This window comes from Sinomonas albida (assembly GCF_004919045.1).
In the GTDB taxonomy this organism is placed as follows: domain Bacteria; phylum Actinomycetota; class Actinomycetes; order Actinomycetales; family Micrococcaceae; genus Sinomonas; species Sinomonas albida.
In genome coordinates this window covers 25,240-47,075 of the sequence record NZ_SWDW01000007.1, presented here as the reverse complement: position 1 = coordinate 47,075, position 21,836 = coordinate 25,240, and the positions used below count along the sequence as shown (strand labels likewise).

Genomic DNA, 21,836 nt, shown 5'->3' with positions numbered 1-21,836 from the left:
GCTTGTCCTGACTTTCGTGGGCGGAAGAGGGCACGCTGCGGGACGCGCCCGCTTCTCTACTCTAGATGTTCCGGCTCTTCCAGCCCGTTCGTTTCGGCGCGTCGCTGCCCCGCTTGGTTCGACGCGCGCCGCGAATGTGCGTAGACTGGACCACCGGCATCAGAAACCGACTCAGTCGGCCGCGCCTCCGAGCAGCCAGTCCGTCCCCGGGAAATCCGGGCCGCGAACCTTGGTAAGCTAGAGACTCGGTGTTCTGACCGAAGGGTAGTGGCGCAATTGGTAGCGCAGCGGTCTCCAAAACCGCAGGTTGCAGGTTCGAGTCCTGTCTGCCCTGCGCACGGCGCGCTTCGGGTCAAACCGGGGCGTTCCAGCACGCACAGTACGGATGTCCTGGGTACACGGAAGAGCGAGGAATAGGTGACCGAAACAGCTGCGAGCAGCTCTCATGGCCGCCCAGCCAAGCAGGCCAAGAAGCTCGGCTTCTTCGGCCGCATCTCTCTCTTCGTCCGCCAGGTCATCGGGGAGCTCCGCAAAGTCGTCACCCCGACCCGGCAGGAGCTGCTCAACATGACGTTCGTCGTGCTGGCGTTCGTGGTGGTCATGATGGTCGTCGTCTTCGTTCTCGACTTCCTCTTCGGGCTCGGTGTCGGCTGGGTCTTCGACGGGTCGTCGCAGAGCAAGTAAGGCGAGTCTCCGCAGACCGCGCAAGGACCGAAGCGGGTTCGACGACGCGGTGTGCGGATTCGCATTTAAGTCGTAAGAGGAGATCAGGAGACTAAGTGTCTGAGCACGAGCTCGAGAGCGAAAGCGAGCGCGAGGCCCCGGCCCCCGAGGCCGCGGTCTTCAGCGACGCTGCCCCGGTGCACGCGGCGGCGCCTTCGGCGTCGGACGCCGAGCCCGCGTTCGACGACGGCGAGGACTCCGCCGAGGAGCAGCCCGCCGCCGGCGAGGCTGAGCCCGTTGAGGAGGGCGAGGACGAGGCTGAGGAGGCCGAATCCGACGCCGACTCGGAGACCGAGGACCCGGTCGAGGCCGCAGCGAAGGCTGCCGAGGAGTTCAAGGCGAAGCTCCGCCGCCAGCCCGGCGACTGGTACGTGATCCACTCCTACGCCGGCTACGAGAACCGCGTGAAGGCGAACCTCGAGACCCGCATCCAGACCCTGGACATGGAAGATTTCATCTACGAGATCCAGGTCCCGATGGAGGAAGTCGTCGAGATCAAGAACGCGCAGCGCAAGATCGTCAAGCGCGTCCGGATCCCCGGCTATGTCCTGGTCCGCATGGATCTCACGGATGCGTCGTGGGGCGCCGTCCGGCACACGCCGGGCGTGACGGGCTTCGTGGGCAACGCCCACAACCCGGTGCCGCTTCGCCTCGATGAGGTCTTCACCATGCTCGCTCCCGTGTTCGAGCAGGAGCAGCAGGCCGAGGCGAAGGCGTCCGGCAAGGCAGGCGTGCGCCAGCCCGTGGCTCCGGTCAACATTGACTTCGAGGTCGGCGAGTCGGTCATCGTCAAGGAGGGTCCGTTCGAGACCCTGCCGGCGACGATCTCCGAGATCAAGCCCGAGTCCCAGACGCTCGTGGTGCTCGTCTCGATCTTCGAGCGCGAGACGCCCGTGACGCTCGGGTTCAACCAGGTCTCCAAGATCTGATTCCCAACTGAAGATTTCGCCCCGGGGCAGGCCCGCTTTGCCTTCCCCGGGGCGGCCGACTGTCTAGCCAGGGCAGTCACCACCTGGACGGCGCTCCTGCTGCCCAGGAAGCAATGGAAGAAAAGGATCCTCAATGGCTCCCAAGAAGAAGGTCACCGGCCTCATCAAGCTGCAGATCCAGGCAGGTGCCGCCAACCCGGCCCCGCCGATCGGCCCTGCGCTTGGTCAGCACGGCGTCAACATCATGGAATTCTGCAAGGCGTACAACGCCGCGACGGAATCCCAGCGTGGCAACGTCATCCCCGTGGAGATCACGGTCTACGAAGACCGCTCCTTCACGTTCATCACCAAGACCCCGCCGGCCGCCGAGCTCATCAAGAAGGCTGCGGGCGTCCAGAAGGGCTCCGCGACCCCGCACACGGTGAAGGTGGCCAAGCTCACCGACGCCCAGGTCGAGGAGATCGCGAAGACCAAGCTCGAGGACCTCAACGCGAACGACGTCGAGGCCGCGAAGAAGATCATCGCCGGCACGGCTCGCTCGATGGGTATCACCGTCGAGGGCTGAGGCCCCGCAAGCCCTCGACAATGAAACACAGCGAGGGCTGATTGCCGTCACGGCACACAACTGAAGACAAATGACGCCGGCGATGTCCCGCCGTCGTCTGTGGCACGGGCCGAGCGCGGCCCACTGAGACCACAACTGCACAAGGAGATTGAGAGCAGCATGGCAAAGCGCAGCAAAGCATACGAGGCAGCCGCCGCGAAGATCGAGGACGGCAAGCTGTACGGCCCCGCCGAGGGCATCGCCCTCGCCAAGGAGATCAACCCGTCGAAGACGGACGCGACCGTCGAGGTTGCGTTCCGCCTCGGTGTTGACCCCCGCAAGGCGGACCAGATGGTCCGCGGCACGGTCAACCTCCCGCACGGCACGGGCAAGACCGCCCGCGTCGTCGTGTTCGCGACGGGCGACAAGGCCGCCGCTGCCGAGGCCGCTGGTGCGGACGTCGTCGGTTCGGACGATCTGATCGAGCGCATCCAGGGCGGTTGGACGGACTTCGACGCCGCCGTTGCGACCCCGGAGCTCATGGGCAAGGTCGGCCGGCTCGGCAAGATCCTCGGCCCCCGCAACCTCATGCCGAACCCCAAGACGGGCACGGTGACCCCGGACGTCGCGAAGGCTGTGACGGAGATCAAGGGCGGCAAGATCGACTTCCGCGTCGACAAGCACTCGAACCTTCACTTCATCATCGGCCGGACCTCGTTCGAGTCTCGCCAGCTGGCTGAGAACTACGCGGCCGCGCTCGACGAGGTGCTTCGGCTCAAGCCGTCGGCTTCGAAGGGTCGCTACATCCAGAAGGCGACTGTCACCACGACGTTCGGCCCGGGCGTTCCCGTGGACCCGAACGTCACGCGCGTGATCCTCGAGGGCTGAGCGGCAAGCCGCCCGCCCACCCTTGACAGCGCCCCCTCCCGCATCCCGGGAGGGGGCGCTGTGTTTTGCGTTGCACTTTGACCGGGCCGTCCGTGAGACTGGGCCCATGAGCGCCCCTTACCGAGTCCAGCGGCTTGAGCTGCCTGACTCGCTGCACGGGCCCGGGGCGTCCGAATTCCTCGAGTTCTCCGAGCTCACTGACGCCGTCGAGCGGCAGATCTGGGACCACGACGACCGGTGCTCGCCGCCCGAATTCCGGCTCGGCGTGTGGCGCGACACGCGCTACGAGCTCACCTCGCTGTTTTTAGTGCGCGACGGCGAGCGGATGGTCGGGAGGGGCTGGTGCCAGCTCTCGCTCAAAGAAGACCGGGACCGCGCGAGCGTCCGTGCCGAGGTCCTCGACGGGTTCACCGGTCGGGGAATCGGGCGCCTCCTGCTCGCGGCGGCGACCGAGGAGGCCAGTCGGCACGGGCGCACGCTCCTGAACACCTTCACGGAGCACCCGATCGGCTTCGAGCTTGGAGGCCCGGACGCTCAGGCCCCCGCCGTCGTCGTGCCTTCGACAGGGAGCGGGGCGCTCCCCGCTGGCGCCCGCTCGGTGCGGTTCGCGCGGGCGGCGGGGTTCGAGCTGAGCCAGGTGGAGCGGTTCAGCGAGCTCGTGCTCGCCGAGCACGACGGCGGCTGGCCGGCCCTCGAGGCCGCCGCGGCGGCCGCGTCGGGCGGGGAGTACGAGGTCCTCGTGTGGGAGGGGGTGCCGCCCGAGCACCGGGCCGAGATGGCCACCCTCCTGGGCCGGATGTCGACTGACATCCCGTACGGCATCGACGCCTACGAAGCTGCTGACTGGGACGCCGATCGCGTCGAGGCCCTTGAGGACCAGCTCGCGGGCGCGGGCACGCTCCCGCTGTACGCGGTCGCGCGGCGCCGGGCGAGCGGCCGGCTCGTCGCGTACACCTCGCTGTGGGTCCGCGCCAGCAAGCCGGACGTCGCGGACCAGGACGACACGCTCGTGGTGGCCGAGCACCGCGGCCACTCGCTCGGCATGCTCATCAAGCTGGCCAACCTGGCAGCGTACCGGGAGCGGTTCCCGAACGCGCGCAAGGTCCTCACGTTCAACGCGGAGGAGAATCGCCACATGCTCGCCATCAACGAGGCCCTCGGCTTCCGGCCGGCGGGATACGACGGCGAGTGGTTCCGGAGGCTCGAGTGAGCGTTGAGTCGCGGCGCGCCAAGGCGGCCGGTGGGGGAGACGAGGGCGAATCGAGGATCTCGAGTGCGGCCCGGACAGTTCGGGGCAGGATACGCCCGCGACCCGCAGCGATGGAGAGCTCGGCCGCCCGCACCGAGGCCCGCGCCGCGCAGGCGGCTGGCCTCGCAGTCGTGGTGAGCTTCGTCGTCGCGCTCATCGCGTTCGCGGGCCGGCGCCCCGCGCTCTCGGGCGGCGACGGCGTGGGTGACGTCGCGGCGGTGGTCGGCGGCGTCGTCGCCGTGCTCGTCCTCCCGGTGGCGTACCGGCATACCTACGATCACCCGCAGCACCACTGGCTGGCCGAACGGCCCGTGTGGCGCCGATACCTCGGAGTCGTTGCGCTTGCCGCGGCCCACGGAGCGATCGCCTACATGGCCGCGTGGGCGGGATTCCGGATCTTCCAAGGCACGTTCAACGGGCTCACCCTCGACGCCCTCGCGGGCGCCTTGGCGACCGCCGTCGTGGGCGGCCTCGCGGCCTACACGACGTATCAGTCGGGCGCGCGCATGAACAGCTACCTGCTGTCCAACTTCCTCGCCACCTATCTCGCCGCAGGCGTCCTGACCTCGATGGTGACGACGATGAACTCCCATTGGTGGGAGGTCAACTTCAGCGTTCTGGGCGCCCGGGACAGCGGGATGGCTTCGTGGACCTTCAACATGACGCTCATCACCTCTGGAGTCGTCATCACGATGCTCGCCGAGTACGTCACCCGCGACATCCAGGCGCTCGCGGCGTACCGGGAGGACAGTCCGGCGAGGGAGCGCAAGGGCTCGTCAGCGATGGTCCAGACAAGGCCGATTCTCGTGTGCCTCGTGCTCATCGGGGTGTTCCTCGCGGGCACCGGGCTGGTCCCCGTGGACTTCTACATGCCCGCCCACAATTCGATGGCAACGGCGATGGCGGGCGCCTACACGCTCCTGGTCCTGTTCCTTCCGTGGTGGCTGCCCGGGCTGAGCCGGACGTTCCATGTGACGGGATTCGCGATGCTGGGCGGGGCGATCCTCGCCGTCATCCTCTGGTTCCCGCTCGGCTACTACAACATGACGGCGATGGAGTTCTTCGTGGCCGGCGTGATCCTCGCCTGGCTCGTGCTGCTCATCCGCAACGTCGCCGCGGCCCTCGAGGATGCGCAGCGGGACGCACTCTGGGGGCTCATGCGGGACCAGGGGTCCGAGCCCTGATTTGGCGATCCTCGGCGCGTCCCGTAATCTTGAAGGACCAAAGACCGCCGGTCGCTGGTTGTCGTGCGCTCAGCGCGGCTCCAGTCTAAGGTCCCCGGAAGGGGCGGCCTGCGCAGGTGAACGAGCGAAAGCTCCGGCGGAAGTGTCTGCCGGCCCTCCACGCCCCGTGCATCTGCGCGGGGCGTTCGTATTTCCGGGACCGAGTATCGGCCCAGTTTCCCCGGAAGGAGGGTTATGGCAACGCCTACCAAGGTGGCAGCTGTCGAGGAGATCACCAAGGATTTCCAGGAGTCGGCAGCCGCAGTCCTGACCGAATACCGTGGGCTCACCGTCGCCCAGCTCAAGAAGCTTCGCCGCGCACTCGGCCAGGACAACTCGTTCTCGGTCGTGAAGAACTCCCTGGCCGCCATCGCCGCGAAGGAGGCCGGCGTCGACGCGTTCGACGGCCAGCTTGCCGGACCGACCGCGATCGCGTTCATCAAGGGTGACGCCGTTGCGGCCGCCAAGAGCCTGACCGACTTCGCCAAGGAGAACAAGCAGCTGGTCATCAAGACCGGCTACTTCGAGGGCAAGTCGCTCGACGCGAACGAGGTGGTCGCCCTGGCCGCCCTGGAGTCCCGCGAATTGCAGCTCGCGAAGGTGGCCGGCGTCCTCAAGGCGCCCATGGCCGCCGTTGCGCGCACCGTCGATGCCCTGCGCATCAAGCTCGAGGAGGAGAGCGGCGCTCCGGCCGCTGCTTCCGAGGCTCCCGCTGCCGACGCCGAGGCTCCCGCCGAAGCACCGGCCGCCGCCGAAGAGAACTGATCTCTTCCCCCACCCAGACACTCGGCGCGCCGCGGGAATCCCCGGCCGCGCCACTGAATGAAAGGACGCCAACCATGGCGAAGCTCACCCAGGACGAGCTGATCGAGGCCTTCAAGGAGCTCACCATCATCGAGCTCTCCGAGTTCGTGAAGAAGTTCGAGGAGGTCTTCGAGGTCACCGCTGCTGCCGTGGCCGTTGCCGGTCCCGCCGGTGGCGGTGCTGAGGCTGCTGCTGAGGAGGAGAAGGACTCCTTCGACGTCATCCTCGAGGCTGCTGGCGACAAGAAGATCGCGGTCATCAAGGAGGTCCGCACCCTCACGTCGCTCGGCCTCAAGGAGGCCAAGGACCTCGTCGACGCTGCCCCCAAGGCCGTCCTCGAGGGCGCCAACAAGGAAACTGCAGAGAAGGCCAAGGAGGTCCTCGAGGCCGCTGGCGCTCGCGTGACCCTCAAGTAAGCTTCGAGCTTGCTCGACGAGCCTCTGGCTCGCCGAAGGGCCCTGATTCCGTTCAGGAATCGGGGCCCTTCCCCGTTGTGGGGTCTCTGGCGGACGGTTGTGGGGTCTCTGGCGGATAGTTGTGGGGTCTCTGGCCGCGGACGGGACCCCGCAACCCTGCGGACGGGACCCCGCAACCCTGCGGACGGGACCCCGCAACCCTGCGGACGGGACCCCGCAACGCCGCGGACGGGACCCCGCAACGCCGCGGACGGGACCCCGCAACCTAGAGGGGGTCGCTGATGTCCGCGACCGTCGCACCCAGCGAGCGGAGCAGCTCACCCGAATCCACGAAGGCGCTGCGCCCGTGCTCGCCGGCCCCGAGCGAGATCCGGCCCGTGATCGTCGCGTCCGCGTAGACCGGCCACGGAGTCGTCGAGCCCACGGGCGTTATGGTGCCCCGCTCGTACCCGGTCGCGTCGAAGGCCACGTCTGCGGCAGGCATCGAGAGCCGATTCACGCCGAGCAGCTTCCGGAGCTTCGGCCAAGAGATCTGCCGGTCGCCCGGGATGAGTGCGAAGAGGAAAGTGCCGTCGGGATGCCGCACCACGAGCGACTTCACGACCGCACGCGGCTCGATGCCGAGGTTCGCGGCAGCCTCCTCGAGGCTCGTGGCGCGGCCCCGCTCGGCGACCTCGACGCGCAGGCCGCGCGCCGCGGCGTCGTCGAGGAAGCGCTCGTGGCCGCGCCCGCCGTCGTCCGCCCTCTCTGTCACCGCATCAGTCCCGGTACAGGAGGAGCGCCTCGCCCTGCCCGCCGCCGCCGCACAGCGAGACCGCGGACTTGCCGGAGCCGCGCCGCGCGAGCTCGAGGGCCGCATGCCCCGCGAGCCGCGCGCCGGACGCCCCGATCGGATGCCCGAGCGCGATCGCGCCGCCGTGGATGTTGGTCTTCTCGAGCGGGTAGCCGAGCTCCTTGAGCGACTGGACCGCAACGGAGCCGAAGGCTTCGTTGATCTCGATGAAGTCGAGATCCCCGGTGGTCCAGCCGGCCCTGCCGAGCGCGTCGGCGATCGCGTTGGCAGGCTGGGAATGCAGCGAGTTGTCCGGCCCGGCCACCTGGCCGGGCTTGCCGACGACGGCGAGCCACGGCAGCCCGTGCTCCTCGGCGTAGGCGCGGCTCGTCAGGACGAGCGCGGCCGCGCCGTCGGAGAGCGGCGAGGAGTTGCCGGCGGTGATGGTTCCGTCCGATGCGAACGCCGGCTTGAGCGGGGCAAGCGTGTCGACGGTCGTGTTGAGCCGGACGCCCTCGTCGGCGGTGACGGCGAGGGGATCGCCCTTGCGCTGCTTGACGGACATCGGGGCGATCTCGTCGTCGAACACCCCATCCTTCTGCGCAACCGCGGCGCGCTGGTGCGAGGCGGCGGCGACCTCGTCCTGCGAGCGGCGGTCGATTCCCAGCGTGAGGTTGTGGCTCTCGGTCGAAAGGCCCATGGACTGCCCGTCGAAGGCGTCCGTCAGCCCGTCGTGGGCCGCAACGTCGAGGGCGCTGACCGTCCCGTACATCCAGCCCTGGCGCGAGCCGGGCAGGACGTGCGGCGCCCGGCTCATGGACTCCTGGCCGCCGGCGACGACGACCGTCGCGTCGCCCGCGCGGATGAGGCGGGCGGCGTCGATCACCGCCGTCAGGCCCGAGAGGCACACCTTGTTGATCGTCACGCACGGGACGTTCCAGCCGATCCCTGCGGCGATCGCACTCTGGCGCGCGGGGTTCTGCCCCGCGCCGGCCTGCAGGACCTGGCCCATGATGACGGCGTCCACGGCGTCAGCCGCGACGCCGCTCTTCGAGAGCGCGGCCTCGATGGCGTGGGCGCCGAGGTCCACGGCGGTGAACGTCACGAGTTGGCCGTTGAGGCGGCCGAAGGGGGTACGGGCTGCGGAGAGGATGACAACTTCGTCGGTGCCTGTGCTCATGGCAACTCCTGTCACGTCGGCGTGGTCCTCGCGGTCATGGTGTCCGCGAGGGGGAGGCCGCAGTCGGCGGGCCGTCCTGTGTTCAGGCTACCGCCGTTCGGGGGCCGGGCGCCCCTGAGTGCCGGGGGCGCAGGAACGCCTCCGTGCGGAGGGCCGGGTGTACAGTGTGTGCGGTGGCCACGCCGCAGCGCGACCGTTGGGGGGCACTTGACCGCGCTCGAGTTGTGCGCTAGACACGCGCGCCCAGAGCGGTTATGCTGGATCTTTGCGTTCTCCCTTTCTGACCTCCAGCCTTCATATAGCGGTGGGCTCGTGGGCGGTCGCCCTTTTAACAGAACAGCTGTTGGGCGACTGCACGGTTGGGGGAGGGTGCGGACAATCCTGAAGGTCTGTGGAAGGATCCCTCTTGGTCGCCTCGAGCACCTCTGACACCCAAACCGCTAACACTGACGGCGCGCGCAGCCGGCTCTCATTCGCTAAGATCCATGAGCCCCTCGACGTCCCGAATCTCCTGGCCCTCCAGACCGAGTCCTTTGACTGGCTTGTGGGCAACGAGCGCTGGCAGGCCCGCGTTGCGAAGGCCGCCGCTGAGGGCGACGCAAGCGTTGCGACGACGTCTGGCCTCTCCGACATCTTCGAAGAGATCTCTCCGATCGAGGACTTCCAGGGCACCATGTCCCTGAGCTTCTCCGATCCGGAGTTCGCCGATCCGAAGTACACCATGGAGGAGTGCAAGGAGCGCGACGCGACCTACTCGGCCCCGCTGTACGTCAAGGCCGAGTTCATGAACAACAACACGGGCGAGATCAAGCAGCAGACCGTGTTCATGGGCGACTTCCCGCTCATGACCGAGAAGGGCACGTTCGTGGTCAACGGCACCGAGCGTGTCGTCGTCTCGCAGCTCGTCCGTTCGCCGGGCGCCTACTTCGAGCGTGCCGCGGACAAGACGAGCGACAAGGACATCTTCACGGCGAAGATCATCCCGTCGCGCGGCGCCTGGTTCGAGCTCGAGATCGACAAGCGCGATCAGGTCGGCGTGCGCCTCGACCGCAAGCGCAAGCAGTCCGTGACCGTGCTGCTCAAGGCGCTCGGCTGGACCGAGGGCCAGATCCTCGAGGAGTTCGGCGAGTACGACTCGATGCGTGCCACGCTCGAGAAGGACACGACCGAGACGCGTGAGGACGCCCTCCTCGACATCTACCGCAAGCTGCGTCCGGGCGAGCCGCCCACAGTCGAGGCCGCCCAGTCGCTCCTCGACAACCTCTACTTCAACGCGAAGCGCTACGACCTCGCCAAGGTCGGCCGGTACAAGATCAACCGGAAGCTCGGGATCGACCGTCCGCTCTCGGACCGCGAGGCCTCCGTCCTCCACATCGAGGACATCGTCGCGATGATCAAGTTCCTCGTCGCGCTGCACGCCGGCGAGAAGTCGATCAAGGGCACCCGCGACGGCCAGGAGATCGACCTCCGCGTCGAGGTCGACGACATCGACCACTTCGGCAACCGCCGCATCCGCGCGGTCGGCGAGCTCATCGAGAACCAGGTCCGCACGGGCCTCTCCCGCATGGAGCGCGTGGTCCGCGAGCGCATGACCACGCAGGACGTCGAGGCGATCACGCCGCAGACCCTCATCAACATCCGCCCGGTCGTTGCTGCGATCAAGGAGTTCTTCGGAACGTCCCAGCTCTCGCAGTTCATGGACCAGAACAACCCGCTCTCGGGCCTGACCCACAAGCGCCGCCTCTCGGCGCTGGGCCCGGGCGGCCTCTCGCGCGACCGCGCCGGCATGGAGGTCCGTGACGTCCACCCGTCGCACTACGGCCGCATGTGCCCGATCGAGACCCCTGAAGGCCCGAACATCGGCCTCATCGGCTCGCTCGCCTCGTATGGCCGGATCAACCCGTTCGGCTTCATCGAGACCCCGTACCGCAAGGTCGCCAACGGCGTCGTCTCCGACGAGGTCGCGTACCTCACCGCGGACGACGAGGCCGAGGTCCAGATCGCCCAGGCGAACTCCCCGCTGAACGACGACGGCAGCTTCGCCGAGGAGATGGTCCTGGTCCGCCAGCGCGGTGGCGGCGGCGAGCCGGTCCTGATCCCGGCCGACGAGGTCGAGTTCATGGACGTCTCCCCGCGCCAGATGGTGTCGGTTGCGACCGCGCTCATCCCGTTCCTCGAGCACGACGACGCGAACCGCGCCCTTATGGGTGCGAACATGCAGCGCCAGGCCGTTCCGCTCGTCCGTTCCGAGGCGCCGTTCGTCGGCACCGGCATGGAGCGCTCAGCGGCGGTTGACGCGGGCGACGTCGTTGTGGCGGCGAAGGCCGGTGTCGTCACCGAGGTCTCGGCGGACCTCGTCGTGGTCTTCAACGACGACGGCACGGAGACGAACTACCGCATCGGCAAGTTCGACCGCTCGAACCAGGGCAACTGCTACAACCACCGCGTCCTCGTGAACGAGGGGGACCGTCTCGAGCGCGGCGGCATCATCGCCGACGGCCCGGCGACGGACCAGGGCGAGCTCGCGCTCGGTCGGAACCTCCTCGTGGCGTTCATGTCGTGGGAGGGCCACAACTTCGAGGATGCGATCATCCTCTCGCAGCGCCTCGTGGCGGAGGACGTCCTGTCCTCCATCCACATCGAGGAGCACGAGATCGATGCGCGCGACACGAAGCTCGGCGCCGAGGAGATCACGCGGGACATCCCGAACGTCTCCGAGGAGGTCCTCGCGCAGCTCGACGAGCGCGGCATCATCCACATCGGTGCCGAGGTCGAGGCCGGCGACATCCTCGTGGGCAAGGTCACCCCCAAGGGCGAGACCGAGCTCACCCCGGAGGAGCGTCTCCTGCGCGCGATCTTCGGCGAGAAGTCCCGCGAGGTCCGCGACACGTCGCTCAAGGTCCCCCACGGCGAGTCCGGCACGGTCATCGGCGTGCGCGTGTTCGACCGCGAGAACGACGACGAGCTGCCCCCGGGCGTCAACCAGCTCGTCCGCGTCTACGTGGCTGCCAAGCGCAAGATCACGGACGGCGACAAGCTCGCCGGCCGCCACGGCAACAAGGGCGTCATCTCCAAGATCCTCCCGATCGAGGACATGCCGTTCCTTGCGGACGGCACCCCGGTCGACGTCGTTCTCAACCCGCTCGGCGTGCCGGGCCGCATGAACGTCGGCCAGGTCCTCGAAACCCACCTCGGATGGGTCGCGAAGACCGGCTGGAAGATCGAGGGCGAGCCCGAGTGGATCAGCGGCCTGCCGAAGATGCCGCGCGAGACCGGTCCCAACCAGAAGCTCGCAACCCCGGTGTTCGACGGCGCGCGCGAGGAGGAGATCTCGGGTCTGCTCGACTCGACGAACGTCACGCGCGACGGCGTGCGGCTCATCAACTCCTCGGGCAAGGCCCAGCTGTTCGATGGCCGCTCCGGCGAGCCGTTCCCGGACCCGATCTCCGTGGGCTACATGTACATCCTGAAGCTCCACCACCTCGTCGACGACAAGATCCACGCTCGGTCGACCGGCCCGTACTCGATGATCACCCAGCAGCCGCTCGGTGGTAAGGCGCAGTTCGGCGGCCAGCGCTTCGGCGAGATGGAGGTGTGGGCGCTCGAGGCCTATGGCGCGGCGTACACGCTCCAGGAGCTCCTCACCATCAAGTCCGACGACATCCACGGACGTGTGAAGGTCTACGAGGCAATCGTCAAGGGCGAGAACATCCCCGAGCCGGGCGTCCCCGAGTCCTTCAAGGTCCTCATCAAGGAAATGCAGTCCCTGTGCCTGAACGTGGAGGTCCTCTCCGCCGATGGCCAGACGATCGAGATGCGCGACTCCGATGATGCGGTGTTCACCGCAGCGGAGGAACTGGGCATCGACCTCTCCCGCGACGAGCCCAGCTCGGTCGAAGAGGTCTAGTCCTTCAGGCATCGGCAGACGAACGACTTAGAACGAGAGACAGGGACCATATTGTCCAGCGAATCCTCCTTCGGCCTCATGCAGATTGGCCTCGCGACGGCGGAAGACATCCGCAACTGGTCGCACGGTGAGGTCAAGAAGCCGGAAACCATCAACTACCGCACGCTCAAGCCTGAGAAGGACGGCCTCTTCTGCGAGAAGATCTTCGGCCCGTCCCGTGACTGGGAGTGCTACTGCGGCAAGTACAAGCGCGTGCGCTTCAAGGGCATCATCTGCGAGCGCTGTGGCGTCGAGGTCACGCGCGCCAAGGTGCGTCGCGAGCGCATGGGCCACATTGAGCTCGCCGCTCCCGTGACCCACATCTGGTACTTCAAGGGTGTCCCGTCGCGTCTGGGCTACCTGCTCGACCTCGCCCCGAAGGACCTTGAGAAGGTCATCTACTTCGCCGCGTACATGATCACGAGCGTGGACGAGGATCGCCGCCACGAGCAGCTTCCGAACCTCCAGGCCGAGCACGACCTCGAGAAGAAGCAGCTCGTCGACGCGCGCGACTCGGACATTGCCGCCGTCGCCCGTGGCCTCGAGGAGGAGCTTGCTCGCCTCGAGTCCGAGGGCGCGAAGGCCGCGGACAAGAAGAAGGCCCGCGACTCGGCCGACAAGACGATGGCGACCATCCGCAAGCGCGCGGATGCCGACATCGAGCGCCTCGAGGCCGTGTGGGACCGCTTCAAGAACCTCAAGGTCGCTGACCTCGAGGGCGACGAGGCGCTCTACCGCGAGCTCCGCGACCGCTACGGCATGTACTTCGAGGGCTCGATGGGTGCCGAGGCGATCCAGCGTCGCCTCCAGTCCTTCGACCTCGAGGCCGAGGCCGAGCTCCTGCGCGAGATCATCCAGAACGGCAAGGGCCAGCGGAAGACCCGTGCGCTCAAGCGCCTCAAGGTCGTCAGCGCGTTCCTCATGACGGACAACAAGCCGCAGGGCATGGTCCTCGACGCCGTCCCGGTGATCCCGCCGGAACTGCGCCCGATGGTCCAGCTCGACGGTGGCCGCTTCGCCACGTCGGACCTCAACGACCTGTACCGTCGCGTGATCAACCGCAACAACCGCCTCAAGCGTCTCCTCGACCTCGGTGCACCCGAGATCATCGTGAACAACGAGAAGCGCATGCTTCAGGAGGCCGTCGACTCGCTCTTCGACAACGGCCGTCGCGGCCGCCCGGTCACGGGCCCCGGCAACCGTCCGCTGAAGTCGCTCTCCGACATGCTCAAGGGCAAGCAGGGCCGGTTCCGCCAGAACCTGCTCGGCAAGCGCGTCGACTACTCGGGCCGTTCGGTCATCGTCGTCGGCCCGCAGCTCAAGCTGCACCAGTGCGGCCTGCCGAAGCAGATGGCACTCGAGCTCTTCAAGCCGTTCGTCATGAAGCGGCTCGTGGACCTCAACCACGCGCAGAACATCAAGAGCGCGAAGCGCATGGTGGAGCGCTACCGTCCGCAGGTCTGGGACGTGCTCGAGGAGATCATCACGGAGCACCCGGTGCTGCTCAACCGCGCACCTACCCTCCACCGCCTCGGCATCCAGGCGTTCGAGCCGCAGCTCGTCGAGGGCAAGGCCATCCAGCTGCACCCGCTCGTGTGCGCGGCGTTCAACGCCGACTTCGACGGCGACCAGATGGCCGTGCACCTTCCGCTGAGCCCGGAGGCCCAGGCCGAGGCCCGCATCCTCATGCTGTCCTCGAACAACATCCTGAAGCCGTCGGACGGCCGCCCGGTCACCCTGCCGTCGCAGGACATGATCATCGGCCTGTACCACCTCACGACCAAGCGTGAGGGTGCCGCCGGCGAGGGTCGCGTGTTCGGCTCGGTCTCCGAGGCGATCATGGCCTACGACAACCGCGAGCTGCACCTCAACGCGCAGGTCAGGATCCGCCTCGAGGGCTTCGTCCCGTCGGCGGCCAGCCCGGCGCCCGAGGGCTGGGAGCCCGGCGCGCCCGCGCTCGTCGAGACCTCGCTCGGCCAGGTCATCTTCAACGAGACGCTGCCTGCGGACTACCCGTGGGTGGAGACGGTGGCGGACAAGGGCCAGCTCTCGAAGATCGTCAACGATCTTGCGGAGCGCTACCCGAAGGTCGTCGTCGCGGCGACGCTCGACAACCTCAAGGACGCAGGCTTCCACTGGGCGACCCGCTCGGGCGTCACGGTGGCCATCTCGGACATCGCGGTGCCCGCGGCGAAGCCGGCCATCCTTGCGGGCTACGAGGACCGCGCGGCGAAGATCCAGAGCCAGTACGACAAGGGTCTGATCGACGACGAGGAGCGCCGCTCCGAGCTCATCGAGATCTGGGACAAGGCGACCACGGAGATCGCGGGCGTCATGCGCGAGTCCATGCCGAAGATGAACACCATCAACCGCATGGTCTCCTCGGGTGCCCGTGGTAACTGGATGCAGGTCCGTCAGATCGCCGGTATCCGTGGCCTCGTGGCCAACCCGAAGGGCGAGATCATCCCGCGCCCGATCAAGTCCTCGTACCGCGAGGGCCTGTCGGTGCTCGAGTACTTCATCGCCACCCACGGTGCGCGAAAGGGCCTGGCGGATACGGCACTCCGTACCGCCAACTCGGGCTACCTGACGCGTCGTCTCGTGGACGTCTCGCAGGACGTGATCGTGCGCGAGGAGGACTGCGGCACCGAGCGTGGCCTCATGGTCCCGATCGCCATCGCGGACCACAACGGCGAGCTCACCCTCGATGAGAACGTCGAGAACACGGCCTACACCCGCACCCTTGCGGTCGACGTCGCGGACTCGGCGGGCAACGTGCTCGCCGAGGCGGGCGCCGATCTGGGCGACGTGCTCATCAACCGCCTCTTCGAGGCGGGGATCACCGAGATCCGGGTCCGCTCTGTGCTGACCTGCGAGTCGGCGGTCGGCACGTGCGCGAAGTGCTACGGCCGTTCGCTCGCGAGCGGCAAGCTCGTGGACATCGGCGAGGCGGTCGGCATCATCGCCGCGCAGTCGATCGGCGAGCCCGGCACGCAGCTCACCATGCGTACGTTCCACACCGGTGGCGCCGTTTCGGCGTCCGGCAGCGAGGACATCACGCAGGGTCTGCCCCGTATCCAGGAGCTCTTCGAGGCCCGCACCCCCAAGGGTGTGGCTCCGATCTCCGAGGCCGCGGGCCGCGTCGCGATCGAGGACACGGAGAAGCAGCTGCGGATCGTCCTGACCCCGGACGACGGCACGGAGGAGATCGCCTACCCGGTCTCGCGCCGTGCACGTCTGCTCGTCGAGGATGGCGACCACGTCGAGGTCGGGCAGAAGCTCGTCAACGGCCCCGTCGACCCGAAGCAGGTGCTCCGCATCCAGGGTCCGCGCGAGGCGCAGAAGTTCCTCGTCGACGAGGTCCAGGGCGTGTACCGCTCGCAGGGCATCGGCATCCACGACAAGCACGTGGAGGTCATCGTCCGCCAGATGCTGCGCCGCGTCACGGTCATCGAGTCCGGCGACACGGAGCTGCTCCCGGGCGAGCTCGCCGAGTCGCGCCGCTACCGCGACGAGAACCGCCGCGTGGTGTCCGAGGGCAAGCGTCCGGCGTCCGGCCGTCCGGAGCTCATGGGCATCACCAAGGCGTCGCTCGCCACGGAGTCCTGGCTCTCGGCCGCGTCCTTCCAGGAGACCACCCGCGTCCTCACGCAGGCGGCCATGGAAGCGAAGAGCGACCCGCTGCTGGGCCTCAAGGAGAACGTCATCATCGGTAAGCTCATCCCCGCCGGCACCGGTTTGCCCCGGTACACCGAGATCGCGGTTGAGCCGACCGAGGAGGCGAAGGCCACCCTGTTCACGGGTCCGAGCGCGTTCAGCGACTTCGCGTACGACCCCCTGAACGGCGACGGCGTCCAGGAGTTCCACGCGATTCCGCTCGACGACTACGATCTGGGCGGCAGCGACTACCGCTGACGTCCCGCCGTCGTCGTCCGTCCTTTCGGGCGCATCGCTTGCGGAGGCGGACGACGACGGCGCTCACCGACCCTGCGCGGCCGGCACCTTCTCGAGGGTGCCGGCCGCGCGGCCGTTCGGCGCTCACCGTCGTTCCGTGGCTGTGAGCGAGCAGCAGTCGCGCGTGGCGCGCTCTTGGTCCCGCGCCTGCTGCTCACTCACTCCTCTGGCGAACTCCTCTGGCGAACGACGACGGCCCGCGTTTAGGGGCCTACCCGGCGCCCGTGCTAAGATTCGTACGATTGTTTCTGTGTGGCAGAGGATGATGGCCGTCGGTGCGTGAGCGCTGTCGGAGCCTGTTTCCGGGTTGCGGGGTTGATGCGCGACAAATGCCACACTTTCGCACGCCTACGGTCGCACACCGCAGCGGGTGTGAACCGACCGTCACAGCTCGTCGCGGCACGCCCGGCCTCCCGGTAGGCCTGCCCGGCGGAATTTCAACAAAGTACGGAGAACACGAAAGTGCCTACTATTCAGCAGCTGGTCCGCAAGGGCCGCACGCCGAAGGTCTCCAAGACCAAGGCTCCTGCCCTGAAGGGCAGCCCGATGCGCCGTGGCGTGTGCACGCGTGTGTACACGACCACCCCGAAGAAGCCGAACTCTGCGCTCCGCAAGGTGGCGCGTGTCCGCCTCAACGGCGGCGTCGAGGTCACGGCTTACATCCCCGGTGTGGGCCACAACCTGCAGGAGCACTCGATCGTGCTCGTGCGCGGCGGCCGTGTCAAGGACCTCCCCGGCGTCCGTTACAAGATCGTGCGCGGTGCGCTCGACACGCAGGGCGTCAAGAACCGTCAGCAGGCTCGCAGCCGCTACGGCGCGAAGAAGGAGAAGAAGTAATGCCTCGCAAGGGTCCTGCCCCGAAGCGTCCGCTCGTCGTCGATCCCGTCTACGGCTCGCCGCTCGTCACGCAGCTCATCAACAAGGTCCTCGTGGACGGCAAGAAGTCCACGGCTGAGCGCATCGTCTACGGTGCCCTCGAGGGCGCCCGCCAGAAGACCGGCAGCGACCCCGTTGCCGCGCTCAAGAAGGCCATGGACAACGTCCGCCCGACCCTCGAGGTCAAGTCCCGCCGCGTCGGCGGCGCGACCTACCAGGTTCCGGTCGAGGTCAAGCCGGGCCGCGCCACGGCGCTCGCTCTCCGCTGGCTCGTCGGCTACTCCAAGGCCCGCCGTGAGAAGACCATGACCGAGCGCCTCCAGAACGAGATCCTGGATGCCTCGAACGGCCTCGGTGCCGCGGTCAAGCGCCGCGAAGACACGCACAAGATGGCCGAGTCCAACAAGGCCTTCGCTCACTACCGCTGGTAAATGCTTCATTCGCCGCCGGCCCCACGAGGGCCGGCGGCGAATGCGCAGCCGACAAGGGAAAACATAGGGAGACACCGTGGCACTCGACGTGCTTACCGACCTCAGCAAGGTCCGCAACATCGGCATCATGGCGCACATCGATGCCGGCAAGACCACCACGACCGAGCGCATCCTCTTCTACACGGGTGTGAACCACAAGATCGGCGAGACGCACGACGGTGCTTCGACGACCGACTGGATGGAGCAGGAGAAGGAGCGCGGCATCACGATCACGTCTGCCGCCGTGACCTGCTTCTGGAACCAGAACCAGATCAACATCATCGACACCCCTGGCCACGTGGACTTCACGGTCGAGGTCGAGCGCTCCCTGCGCGTGCTCGACGGCGCCGTCGCTGTCTTCGACGGCAAGGAGGGCGTTGAGCCGCAGTCGGAGACGGTGTGGCGCCAGGCTGACAAGTACGACGTCCCGCGCATCTGCTTCGTCAACAAGATGGACAAGCTCGGCGCCGACTTCTACTTCACGGTCGACACGATCGTGAAGCGCCTCGGTGCGAAGCCGCTCGTCATGCAGCTTCCGATCGGCTCGGAGAACGACTTCGTCGGTGTCGTCGACCTGCTCACCATGAAGGCCCTTGTGTGGCCCGGCGACGCCAAGGGCGACGTGACCATGGGTGCTGCCTATGAGACCCGGGAGGTGCCCGCGGACCTCCAGGAGCGCGCCGAGGAGTACCGCCACCAGCTCGTCGAGGCTGTCGCCGAGGCGTCCGAGGAGCTCATGGAGAAGTACCTCGAGGGCGAAGAGCTGACGGTCGACGAGCTCAAGGCGGGCATCCGCAAGCTCACCGTGAACTCGGAGATCTACCCGGTCTTCTGTGGTTCGGCGTTCAAGAACCGCGGTGTCCAGCCCATGCTCGACGCTGTGATCGACTACCTCCCCGCGCCCCTCGACGTGCCGGCCATGATCGGCCACGACCCGAAGGACGAGTCGATCGAGCTCACCCGCAAGCCGAGCGAGGAGGAGCCGTTCTCGGCCCTCGCGTTCAAGATTGCGGCTCACCCGTTCTTCGGCCAGCTCAACTTCATCCGTGTGTACTCGGGCAAGGCGACATCCGGTATGCAGGTGCTGAACTCGACGAAGGGCAAGAAGGAGCGCCTCGGCAAGCTCTTCCAGATGCACGCCAACAAGGAGAACCCCGTCGAGGAGCTCCACGCTGGCCACATCTACGCCGTGATCGGCCTCAAGGACACCACGACCGGCGACACGCTCTGCGACATGGGCAACCCGATCGTCCTCGAGTCGATGACGTTCCCGGAGCCGGTCATCTTCGTGGCCATCGAGCCGAAGACGAAGGGCGACCAGGAGAAGCTCTCCACCGCCATCCAGAAGCTCTCCGCTGAGGATCCGACGTTCACCGTCTCCCTCAACGAGGAGACCGGCCAGACCGAGATCGGCGGCATGGGCGAGCTCCACCTCGACATCCTCGTGGACCGCATGCGCCGCGAGTTCAGGGTCGAGGCCAACGTGGGCAAGCCCCAGGTCGCGTACCGCGAGACCATCAAGAAGAAGGTCGAGAAGGTCGACTTCACGCACAAGAAGCAGACTGGCGGTTCCGGCCAGTTCGCCAAGGTGCAGGTGACGTTCGAGCCGCTCGACACGTCGGAGGGCACGTTCTACGAGTTCGTGAACGCCGTCACGGGTGGCCGCGTCCCGCGCGAGTACATCCCGTCGGTCGACGCGGGCATCCAGGACGCCATGCAGTTCGGCATCCTGGCCGGGTACCCGATGGTCGGCGTCAAGGCGTCGCTCACCGACGGTGCCTACCACGACGTCGACTCCTCGGAAATGGCGTTCAAGATCGCTGGTTCGCAGGTCTTCAAGGAAGGCGCTCGCCGCGCCAACCCGGTGCTCCTCGAGCCGCTCATGGCGGTCGAGGTCCGTACGCCTGAGGACTACATGGGCGACGTCATCGGCGACCTCAACTCCCGCCGTGGCCAGATCCAGTCCATGGAGGACGCGGTCGGCGTGAAGGTCATCCGTGCGCTCGTCCCGCTGTCCGAGATGTTCGGCTACATCGGCGACCTTCGCTCGAAGACCCAGGGCCGTGCTGTCTACTCGATGCAGTTCGACAGCTACTCCGAGGTTCCGAAGGCCGTGGCCGACGAGATCATCCAGAAGTCGCGCGGCGAATAGTTCTGGAAGGCGGTGTGCCCGCCGTCGTTTCTTCGCCTCACCCGAGGAAACGGACGACGGCGGGCGCCCGCCCCCTTGTGGGGCCAGAAGCCCCGCGAATTTTACGAAAAAACAGCCCCCAAGTAGACTTGCGAGAGTTTCAGTTGCGACAAGCGCGGCTGGAGGCAGTCTTCTGAAGAACGTTCTAGGAGGAACCAGTGGCGAAGGCAAAGTTCGAGCGGACTAAGCCGCACGTCAACATCGGCACCATTGGTCACGTTGACCACGGTAAGACCACGTTGACCGCTGCCATTTCCAAGGTGCTTGCCGACAAGTACCCGGACCTTAACGAGAAGCGCGACTTCTCGTCGATCGACGCGGCTCCTGAGGAGCGCCAGCGCGGTATCACGATCAACATCGCCCACATCGAGTACCAGACGGAGAAGCGCCACTACGCTCACGTCGACGCTCCGGGCCACGCCGACTACATCAAGAACATGATCACCGGTGCGGCTCAGATGGACGGCGCGATCCTCGTGGTTGCCGCCACCGACGGTCCGATGGCCCAGACCCGCGAGCACGTCCTGCTCGCCCGCCAGGTCGGCGTTCCCTACCTCCTGGTTGCGCTGAACAAGTCGGACATGGTCGACGACGAGGAGCTCCTTGACCTCGTCGAGATGGAGGTCCGCGAGCTCCTGTCCTCGCAGGGCTTCGACGGCGACGACGCTCCGGTGATCCGCGTTTCGGGCCTCAAGGCCCTCGAGGGTGACCCGAAGTGGGTCAAGTCGGTCGAGGACCTCATGGACGCTGTCGACGAGAACGTGCCGGACCCGGTTCGTGACCGCGACAAGCCGTTCCTCATGCCGATCGAGGACGTCTTCACGATCACCGGTCGTGGCACCGTCGTGACGGGCCGCGCCGAGCGTGGCACGCTCGCCCTCAACTCCGAGGTCGAGATCGTCGGTATCCGTCCGGTCCAGAAGACCACGGTCACCGGTATCGAGATGTTCCACAAGCAGCTCGACGAGGCGTGGGCTGGCGAGAACTGTGGCCTCCTGCTCCGCGGCATCAAGCGCGAGGACGTCGAGCGTGGCCAGGTCGTCGTGAAGCCGGGTTCGATCACCCCGCACACCGACTTCGAGGCGAACGTCTACATCCTCTCCAAGGACGAGGGTGGCCGCCACAACCCGTTCTACTCGAACTACCGCCCGCAGTTCTACTTCCGTACCACGGACGTGACCGGCGTCATCACCCTCCCCGAGGGCACCGAGATGGTCATGCCTGGCGACAACACTGAGATGACCGTTGCGCTCATCCAGCCCATCGCCATGGAAGAGGGCCTCGGCTTCGCCATCCGTGAGGGTGGCCGCACCGTTGGTTCGGGCCGCGTCACCAAGATCATCAAGTAGTTTCTTGAGGATCGGCCGGCCCTGAGCCGGTACTGAGAAGACCCCGCCGCATCTTGCGGCGGGGTTTTTTCGGCCTGTATTATTCCAACGAGTGGATTAATGCGATGCCGGCTCGGCACCGCTTCCAGCGGAGGCGAAAGGGGCGCACCATGCCCGAGGGTTCGGACTACGAGCGTGGCTACGCCGAGGGGCGGCAGATGGGGTTCCTCGAGGGACACCGGGCCGGGTTCTTCGAGGGGCACCGTGCCGGCTGGGAGCAGGGGCTGCGCGACGCCGCCGCCGGACCTCAGCCGGTGCAACCTCAGCCGGTGCAACCCCAGCC

General features: G+C 67.2%; 16 protein-coding genes and 1 tRNA gene. 15 read left to right on the top strand and 2 right to left on the bottom strand.

Annotation, left to right across the window (positions count from 1 at the left end; all coding sequences use genetic code 11):
* Positions 1-261: 261 nt before the first annotated feature.
* The 9 genes from E6A26_RS08495 (at position 262) to rplL (ending at position 6,776) form a co-directional block, all read left to right on the top strand.
* A tRNA-Trp gene (locus tag E6A26_RS08495) sits at positions 262-334 on the top strand.
* An 83-nt stretch (positions 335-417) separates the two neighbouring features.
* Positions 418-684 (top strand): preprotein translocase subunit SecE, encoded by a 267-nt coding sequence (secE, locus tag E6A26_RS08490; protein WP_136610771.1) that lies wholly within the window; start codon positions 418-420, stop codon positions 682-684.
* 95 nt (positions 685-779) lie between these two features.
* Positions 780-1,652 (top strand): transcription termination/antitermination protein NusG, encoded by an 873-nt coding sequence (gene nusG, locus E6A26_RS08485; RefSeq protein WP_136610770.1) that lies wholly within the window; start codon positions 780-782, stop codon positions 1,650-1,652.
* Positions 1,653-1,785: 133 nt separating this feature from the next.
* Positions 1,786-2,217, top strand: a complete 432-nt coding sequence (gene rplK, locus E6A26_RS08480) for a 50S ribosomal protein L11 (protein WP_077490622.1) — start codon at positions 1,786-1,788, stop codon at positions 2,215-2,217.
* A gap of 159 nt (positions 2,218-2,376) precedes the next feature.
* Positions 2,377-3,084, top strand: coding sequence for a 50S ribosomal protein L1 (gene rplA, locus E6A26_RS08475; RefSeq protein ID WP_136610769.1), 708 nt, complete (start codon positions 2,377-2,379; stop codon positions 3,082-3,084).
* Between the two features lie 106 nt (positions 3,085-3,190).
* Entirely contained in the window at positions 3,191-4,294 is a 1,104-nt protein-coding gene (locus E6A26_RS08470) for a GNAT family N-acetyltransferase (protein ID WP_136610768.1), read from the top strand.
* A gap of 110 nt (positions 4,295-4,404) precedes the next feature.
* Positions 4,405-5,517 (top strand): hypothetical protein, encoded by a 1,113-nt coding sequence (locus E6A26_RS08465; RefSeq protein ID WP_136610767.1) that lies wholly within the window; start codon positions 4,405-4,407, stop codon positions 5,515-5,517.
* A gap of 234 nt (positions 5,518-5,751) precedes the next feature.
* Positions 5,752-6,321: a 50S ribosomal protein L10 gene (gene rplJ, locus E6A26_RS08460; RefSeq protein WP_136610766.1), complete on the top strand. Its 570-nt coding sequence runs from the start codon at positions 5,752-5,754 to the stop codon at positions 6,319-6,321.
* A gap of 74 nt (positions 6,322-6,395) precedes the next feature.
* Positions 6,396-6,776 (top strand): 50S ribosomal protein L7/L12, encoded by a 381-nt coding sequence (gene rplL / locus E6A26_RS08455; RefSeq protein ID WP_136610765.1) that lies wholly within the window; start codon positions 6,396-6,398, stop codon positions 6,774-6,776.
* A 265-nt stretch (positions 6,777-7,041) separates the two neighbouring features.
* Here the strand turns inward: rplL and E6A26_RS08450 are convergent, their stop codons facing one another.
* Complete coding sequence (locus E6A26_RS08450) at positions 7,042-7,530, bottom strand: aminoacyl-tRNA deacylase (RefSeq protein WP_234865242.1); 489 nt, start codon at positions 7,528-7,530, stop codon at positions 7,042-7,044.
* Positions 7,531-7,534: 4 nt separating this feature from the next.
* Entirely contained in the window at positions 7,535-8,728 is a 1,194-nt protein-coding gene (locus E6A26_RS08445) for an acetyl-CoA C-acetyltransferase (protein WP_136610763.1), read from the bottom strand.
* Positions 8,729-9,134: 406 nt separating this feature from the next.
* Between E6A26_RS08445 and rpoB the strand changes: the two genes are divergently transcribed.
* The 6 genes from rpoB to tuf all read left to right on the top strand — a co-directional run bounded on the left by rpoB (position 9,135) and on the right by tuf (position 21,514).
* On the top strand, positions 9,135-12,635 hold the full coding sequence (rpoB, locus tag E6A26_RS08440; protein WP_136610762.1) for a DNA-directed RNA polymerase subunit beta: 3,501 nt from the start codon (positions 9,135-9,137) through the stop codon (positions 12,633-12,635).
* Between the two features lie 51 nt (positions 12,636-12,686).
* Positions 12,687-16,589: a DNA-directed RNA polymerase subunit beta' gene (locus E6A26_RS08435; protein ID WP_136610761.1), complete on the top strand. Its 3,903-nt coding sequence runs from the start codon at positions 12,687-12,689 to the stop codon at positions 16,587-16,589.
* 501 nt (positions 16,590-17,090) lie between these two features.
* Positions 17,091-17,465: a 30S ribosomal protein S12 gene (gene rpsL / locus E6A26_RS08430; protein WP_043119407.1), complete on the top strand. Its 375-nt coding sequence runs from the start codon at positions 17,091-17,093 to the stop codon at positions 17,463-17,465.
* Positions 17,465-17,935, top strand: coding sequence for a 30S ribosomal protein S7 (gene rpsG / locus E6A26_RS08425; RefSeq protein WP_136610760.1), 471 nt, complete (start codon positions 17,465-17,467; stop codon positions 17,933-17,935). Before rpsL ends, rpsG begins: the two co-directional genes overlap by 1 nt.
* Before the next feature lie 76 nt (positions 17,936-18,011).
* On the top strand, positions 18,012-20,126 hold the full coding sequence (gene fusA, locus E6A26_RS08420) for an elongation factor G (protein ID WP_136610759.1): 2,115 nt from the start codon (positions 18,012-18,014) through the stop codon (positions 20,124-20,126).
* A 197-nt stretch (positions 20,127-20,323) separates the two neighbouring features.
* On the top strand, positions 20,324-21,514 hold the full coding sequence (gene tuf / locus E6A26_RS08415; RefSeq protein ID WP_136610758.1) for an elongation factor Tu: 1,191 nt from the start codon (positions 20,324-20,326) through the stop codon (positions 21,512-21,514).
* Positions 21,515-21,836: the final 322 nt, after the last annotated feature.

What these genes read in the sequence shown, in the direction of transcription:
- rplK (WP_077490622.1), top strand. Translation starts at nt 1,786, where the DNA reads ATGGCTCCCAAGAAGAAGGTCACCGGCCTCATCAAGCTGCAGATCCAG.
- rplA (WP_136610769.1), top strand. Translation starts at nt 2,377, where the DNA reads ATGGCAAAGCGCAGCAAAGCATACGAGGCAGCCGCCGCGAAGATCGAG.
- E6A26_RS08470 (WP_136610768.1), top strand. Translation starts at nt 3,191, where the DNA reads ATGAGCGCCCCTTACCGAGTCCAGCGGCTTGAGCTGCCTGACTCGCTG.
- E6A26_RS08465 (WP_136610767.1), top strand. Translation starts at nt 4,405, where the DNA reads ATGGAGAGCTCGGCCGCCCGCACCGAGGCCCGCGCCGCGCAGGCGGCT.
- rplJ (WP_136610766.1), top strand. Translation starts at nt 5,752, where the DNA reads ATGGCAACGCCTACCAAGGTGGCAGCTGTCGAGGAGATCACCAAGGAT.
- rplL (WP_136610765.1), top strand. Translation starts at nt 6,396, where the DNA reads ATGGCGAAGCTCACCCAGGACGAGCTGATCGAGGCCTTCAAGGAGCTC.
- E6A26_RS08445 (WP_136610763.1), bottom strand. Translation starts at nt 8,728, where the DNA reads ATGAGCACAGGCACCGACGAAGTTGTCATCCTCTCCGCAGCCCGTACC.
- rpsG (WP_136610760.1), top strand. Translation starts at nt 17,465, where the DNA reads ATGCCTCGCAAGGGTCCTGCCCCGAAGCGTCCGCTCGTCGTCGATCCC.